Genomic DNA, 3,908 nt, shown 5'->3' on the forward strand with positions numbered 1-3,908 from the left:
GTCGGCGAGCGGAATTTCTACCTCGACATGCTTGCCCGCGTCCATGGCCGCAATCGACTGTGCGGCATGCATCTGCGTCGGCGTTGCGAGGATAACCGCGTCCACGTCGTCGCGTTGGAGCATTTCCTCATAATTGGTGGTGGCGAAACCGACGCCATATTTGTCTGCCATAGCCTGGGTCGGTTCTTGCCGCCGACCGACCAAGGCGGTGACTTCCACGCCCTCGATGTTCTTCAAGCCGTCCAGATGTTTTTCACCAAAGGCGCCGCCGCCTGCGAGTGCGATTTTCATGGGTCTTCTCCAGTCCTATAAATTGTCAGGTTCCAGCACGATATGGCCAATGGCCGTATTGCTGCAGGGAATATGGTAATGCCGGTGCAGGCATTTTGTGGTCTTGCCGAGCGCCCCGCGCATAATCAGCCACATCACCATCTCAATGCCTTCGCTGCCCGTCTCGCGCAGATATTCGATGTGCGGAATATGCCGTGCGGCATCGCTGTCACCGACCATCAGGTCGAGAAACTTGTTATCCCATTCGCGATTGAGCAGCCCGGCACGAGGTCCTTGCAGCTGATGGCTCATCCCGCCCGTTCCCCAGATTTGTACATTCAGATCTTCGGGGAAACTCTCTACCGCGCGCGCAATGGCCTCGCCCAACGCCCAGCAACGATTGCCCGACGGCACCGGATAGGTCACGACATTGACTGCCAATGGGACGACTTTGACGGGCCAGTTGTCGGGCTGACCGAACATCATGCTAAGCGGCACAGTCAACCCATGGTCGACCTCCATCTCGTTGATGATCGTCATGTCAAAATCATCCAGGATCAGGCTTTGCGCGATATGCCAGCCCAGGTCGGCGTGGCCCTCGACATCAGGAACCGGCCGCGGCCCCCAGCCTTCGTCGGCGGGTTTGTATGTTTCGCCGCAACCAATCGCAAAAGTGGGAATGATGTTCGCGTCAAAGGCAGAAGCATGGTCATTATAGACCAGCACGATTACATCGGGCTTTTGCTCTTCCTCCCATTTTTTCGTCCACTCATAGCCTTTGAAAATCGGTCCGAAATAGTCGTCCTGGGTCTTGCCCTGATCGACGGCCACCCCGAGAAGCGGAACGTGGCTGGAAGCGACGCCTGCGGTTATCCGTGCCATGTCAATTGCCCTCCCGGATTGATCTATTGCCTTCGGGCGAGCGACCGCCATTCATCATCATATCGCGATATTCGGGAAAGCTCATGTCGGTCATCGTCGAGACCGCCTCGGCAAAACTGATACCATCGGTCGAGAATATCTTGCTCAGAAAATAGATGTTGCCACCCAGCTCCAGCATCCGGTTATAGTCGCGATCAAGCACCGCCTGACGCTGATCATCCGTGATCGGCCATTCCGACAGATAGGCCGCCTCATCGGCTTTCCAGCGGTCGCGATTTTCTGCCTTCATCAGGCTCATCGCGAACTGGTTGAGATGATAACCCCGCCGTGCGCGCGTCGCCGTGAAGACCCGCGTGCCTGGGATGTCCTCGAATTCGGCGAGATATTCGTGAATATCCTGAATGCTCATTGGCCGCTCTCCGACTTTATGATTTTGCTGATCATCTGACGCGCGCGCACGCCGCCCTGATCGATATTATAGGACTGCATTGATAGATGAGGATTGGCCGCCAGCGATTTTTGCTGGGCCTCCAATATGACAATATCCTCATCGAAAACGCCATTTTGCTGCTGCCGGAAACGTGCCCCGAAACCGGGGTCGTCAACGCGGAAATCGCGCGCCATGCCCCAGAAATAATGACAATTTTCCTCGTCTTGCGGGGTCATGAAATCGACGACAAAGCCGCGAACGCCCTGATCATGTTTTTCCAGTGTCGCGCCTGCCTCGACCGGGGCCACTCCGACGTCGATCATCACCGCTGCCGGTGCGATAAATTCGCAGATTTGCCAGCGGTCGACCTGACCCTCTTTGCCCAGAGCACCCTTCCAGAAAGGAGGTGGATCAATGTCCGGTATCCAGCGTTCGACAAACACCCGATCTTCCGTTTTGCGAGTATTCAACGGCGTTTCCATCAATTCCTGCTGCCCGATTGAACCCCCATGGACATAAGTTTCATGGGTAAGGTCCATCAGATTATCGATGAGCAACCGGTAGTCACACTTGATGGGATTATAGCCGCCATCGAAGCTCCAGCCATCTGCTGAACAGGGCCATAGATCGGGGATATCGGTGGGATCGCCTTTTTCCTCGCCCATCCATATCCACACGAACCGGTGTTGTTCGTGTATCTTGAACGTTTGCGTGCAAATCCGTTTGTTCACCGGATCGGATTTTAATGGCATCTCTTCCGCGATCCCGTCAGGCCCGATTTTCAAGCCATGATAGGTGCAGCGAATGGAATCGCCTTCCTTGATACCCATGGACAAAGGCAGCATGCGGTGCGGGCATGCGTCGCGCATGGCCACCACTTGGCCATCGAGTTTGCGCCAGAGCACGACCGGCACGCCCAATATCGTCCGCGCCAGCGGTTGCGGGCCGATTTCATAATCCCATCCGGCGACATACCAGGCGTTTTTTATCCAGGTTGTCATAGCCCTCGCTCCTTCAACTGCGCATCCAACCTCGGGAATACGCGGCGCGCATTGCCTTCAAATATTGCATGGCGTTCTGCATTGGATATATCGAGCGCATCGACATAGCGTTTGGTGTCGTCGAAATAATGGCCGGTTTGCGGATCGATGCCGCGCACAGCACCGACCATTTCGCTGCCGAACAGGATATTCTTGTTGTCGATCACATCGGCCAGAAGGTTGATGCCGGGCTGATGATAAACGCAGGTGTCGAAGAAGACATTGTTCATCAGATGCGTCGAGAGATCGGGCTGTTTCAGCATATCGGCCAGTCCGCGATACCGGCCCCAATGATAAGGGACAGCGCCGCCGCCATGCGGAATGATCAGGCGCAATGTCGGGAATTCCCTGAACAGATCGCCCTGGATCAGCTGCATGAAGGCGATGGTGTCTGCCGCAATATAATAGGCGCCGGTTGCGTGCATCGCCGGATTGCAGCTGCCCGACACATGGATCATCGCCGGCATATCCAGCTCGACCATTTTCTCGTAAAATGGGTACCAGAATTTGTCGGTCAGCGGCGGGTGTTCGAATTTTCCACCGCCCGGGTCGGGGTTGAGGTTACAACCGATAAAGCCCATGTCGGCGCAGCGCTGCAATTCGGCGATCGACGATGTCATATCCGCTTCGGGAGATTGCGGCAGCATGCAAACGCCAGCAAAGGTCTCGGGATACAGCCCGACCACCCGGGCAATAAGGTTATTGCAAGCTTGCGCCCACGACACAGCGACTGACTGATCTCCAACATGCGGGGCCATGGCAGAAGCGCGGGGGGAGAATATCGTCATGTCCGCGCCGCGCTCTTTCAGCAGGCGGAGCTGGTTAGCTTCGATCGTTTCGCGGATTTCATCATCCGAAATTTCGGGGTAGGGCGGCGCGTTCCCGCCAGCCGCAAAGGCGGCCTTCTGCTCTTCACGCCATTCGTCATGCGCTTTTGGCAGGACAGTATAATGACCGTGGCAGTCGATAATCATCGTCATTGGGCAAGCGCTTTCAATTTTGCATTCAGTCCGTCCGGAGGAGGATTGAGGCCAAGTTCGCCGAGCGCCGCCTGCCGTGCAACCGTCGCGCGGGTCAGATCCGGTTCAACGCCCAACATTTCGAGCGTCTTGACTGCTTCCGCCATTTCTGCGGATCTCCGGGTGCCGTGAACCAGCATCCGGTCGAGCCGGTAATCCGCCTGGGCAGACCAGTCATTGTTAAAACTGCCGAGAACCTCATCGATCACGCCTGCCTTCTCGCAGGCGATCAGACATTCTGCGGTCAGTGCCTCAACACCTTTATAC

The 3,908-nt window shown here is 56.2% G+C and carries 6 protein-coding genes; all 6 read right to left on the reverse strand.

The features are described 5' to 3' along the window. Positions 1–291 (reverse strand): Gfo/Idh/MocA family protein (locus WBM93_RS11105; protein WP_424431838.1); only part of this gene is annotated, 291 nt, incomplete at its 3' end. Between the two features lie 15 nt (positions 292–306). After that, positions 307–1,152 (reverse strand): class III extradiol dioxygenase subunit beta, encoded by an 846-nt coding sequence (locus WBM93_RS11110; protein WP_424431840.1) that lies wholly within the window; start codon positions 1,150–1,152, stop codon positions 307–309. 1 nt (position 1,153) lies between these two features. After that, positions 1,154–1,561, reverse strand: coding sequence for a protocatechuate 4,5-dioxygenase subunit alpha (gene ligA, locus WBM93_RS11115; RefSeq protein ID WP_335651652.1), 408 nt, complete (start codon positions 1,559–1,561; stop codon positions 1,154–1,156). Then, positions 1,558–2,583, reverse strand: a complete 1,026-nt coding sequence (locus WBM93_RS11120; RefSeq protein WP_350078735.1) for an aromatic ring-hydroxylating dioxygenase subunit alpha — start codon at positions 2,581–2,583, stop codon at positions 1,558–1,560. Before WBM93_RS11120 ends, ligA begins: the two co-directional genes overlap by 4 nt. Next, positions 2,580–3,602: an amidohydrolase family protein gene (locus WBM93_RS11125; RefSeq protein ID WP_424431843.1), complete on the reverse strand. Its 1,023-nt coding sequence runs from the start codon at positions 3,600–3,602 to the stop codon at positions 2,580–2,582. Before WBM93_RS11125 ends, WBM93_RS11120 begins: the two co-directional genes overlap by 4 nt. Continuing rightward, the coding region (locus tag WBM93_RS11130) for a DUF1932 domain-containing protein (RefSeq protein WP_424431845.1) at positions 3,599–3,908 on the reverse strand (310 nt) is incomplete at its 5' end. The genes WBM93_RS11130 and WBM93_RS11125, both read right to left, overlap by 4 nt.

It is taken from the genome of Parasphingorhabdus sp. (assembly GCF_049667325.1).
In the GTDB taxonomy this organism is placed as follows: Bacteria; Pseudomonadota; Alphaproteobacteria; order Sphingomonadales; family Sphingomonadaceae; genus Parasphingorhabdus.